General features: G+C 40.1%; 1 protein-coding gene. It reads right to left on the bottom strand.

Annotated elements, in window-relative coordinates:
• Window positions 1-376: 376 nt before the first annotated feature.
• The coding region (locus F6K22_RS39425; RefSeq protein ID WP_293110466.1) for a WD40 domain-containing protein at window positions 377-2,106 on the bottom strand (1,730 nt) is incomplete at its 5' end.

Raw genomic sequence — 2,106 nt, 5'->3', positions numbered from 1 at the left:
GTCGTTATTACTGTAGGTAAGGCGCGACGTTTTATTTGAGGTGATAATATCAAATCAGGTGGTATTGTTATAAAAAAGTCTAGAAACCGGGTTTGTGTTAAATGCTTCCTCCCATAAACCCGGTTTCTTATAACACTTCCATTGCAAGCAGATTTGATATAAGACAAGTTAGTTTAATTAATCTAGGACTTACGCACCAACCACCCTATCTAGTAGTGGTTAACGGCAGTTAACCACTACAGATGGTGTATTGAATATTTTGCGTAAGTCCTATAATCGTCAAAAAATTTTCTCCCATAAAGTGCGACCCTTGTAGGGAGGTTCGATGAAATGTCTCTACTAGAGATTCTCGGTGGCGATCGCTTCCCGACAACGATTAATTCTCTTGGTTGAATACTGCACCCAAAGTTTTCAACATCTCCAAATGAGCGTCAGTTAATCCTTTTACCCCAGTAATGTTCATACCTTCATAAGGTCTAGGCACTCGCAAAGTTTTCAAACAATCACCACTCTCAACATCCCAACATTTAATAGTTTCATCCAAACTACCAGTAATTACCATTCGACTATTCCGACTACAATCTAATGATGAAATATGATCGTTATGCGCCTCCGAAATTTTCAGGCATTCTCCAGTCGAAATATCCCAAAACCTTAAAGTGCCATCCTGACCTCCACTGATAACAAATTTACCATTAGGAGCAAATTTCACAGGCCACACCAAACCCTGATGTCCGTGAAGCGTTTTCTCACACACTCCCATCCTCACATCCCAAAGCTTCACTTTACTATCCTCACTGCCACTTACTAAAAACTGCCCGTCCGTACTAAAAGCAATAGACCTCACATTATTTGTGTGTCCCTGTAAAGTTTGCATACACTCGCCAGTCTGAATATCCCAAATTTTAATAGTGTGGTCATCACTACCACTAGCAAGAGTTTTGCCATCGGGGTTAAATTCCACCCGCCAAACCCAACTTTGATGTCCTTGCCAAACACGATAATTTCCTGTATTGATATCCCAAATTTTCACAGTTGCATCCTGACCTCCACTAGCTAAAAATTGACCGCAATAACTAAACGCCACCGTCCAAATTCCACCTTGATAGTGTTCAGTAGGATTAGGATATCGGAACGTTTGCCTACAACAACCTGCATTAACATCCCACACCATAATACTTTCATCATCACTACAACTGGCAATTTGTGTACCATCCGGACTAAAAACCACCGCCCAAATTAAACCAATATGCCCCCTCAAATTTTGCAGACACTCTCCAGTTTCTACATCCCATAACCTAATAACAGCATCCAAATGACTGCTAGCAATTTGTTTTCCATCCGGACTAAGAGCAACCGACCAAACTGAATTAGTATAACCTTGAAAAGTTTTCACGCATTTTCCTGTTTGAGCATCCCACAATTTAATTATCTGGTCATTATCACCTGTTGCCACAGTTTTGTTATCGCTACAAAAAGCAATAGTTCGGATGGGAGCTTGATGTTCCTTTCCTGTTGCTAAACATTCCCCAGTTTCCGCATCCCAAAATTTGACGGCAGGTTCAAAACAACCACTTGCTAAAGTCTTACCATCATTGCTAACAGCAAGCATTTTAATTTCCTTTTTATGACCTGCCAATTTCTGATAACATTCTCCTGTTTTTACATTCCACAAGCGGATAATTTTTTCAAAACCACAACTGGCAATTTTTTCACCATCTGGGGTGAACGCAACTGACCAGATAGCATCTTCGCTACCTGTAAAAGTGCGAATACAATTCCAAGTTTCAACATCCCAAAGTTTGATGGTTTTGTCATAACTCCCACTTGCCAGAATTTTGCCATCAACACTAAAAGTAACGCTCAAAACCCAAGCATTATGAGCTGCTATAGTTTGAAGACATTCACCTGTATTAGCATTCCAAATTTTGATAGTGTTGTCATTGCAACCACTAGCAATTGTTTGACCATCAGGACTAAAAGTAACAGACCAGATCCAACCTGTATGTTCTCTTAAATTGTGAATGCACCTACCCGTACCAACATCCCAAATTTTGATAATACCTGTGCCATCAATACTACTGCTGACCAATTTTTCACCATCGA

This window comes from Okeania sp. SIO2F4, assembly GCF_010672385.1.
Lineage (GTDB): Bacteria > Cyanobacteriota > Cyanobacteriia > Cyanobacteriales > Microcoleaceae > Trichodesmium.
Note: the sequence above shows the minus strand (reverse complement) of the source record. Positions and strands in the feature narration are given on the sequence as shown.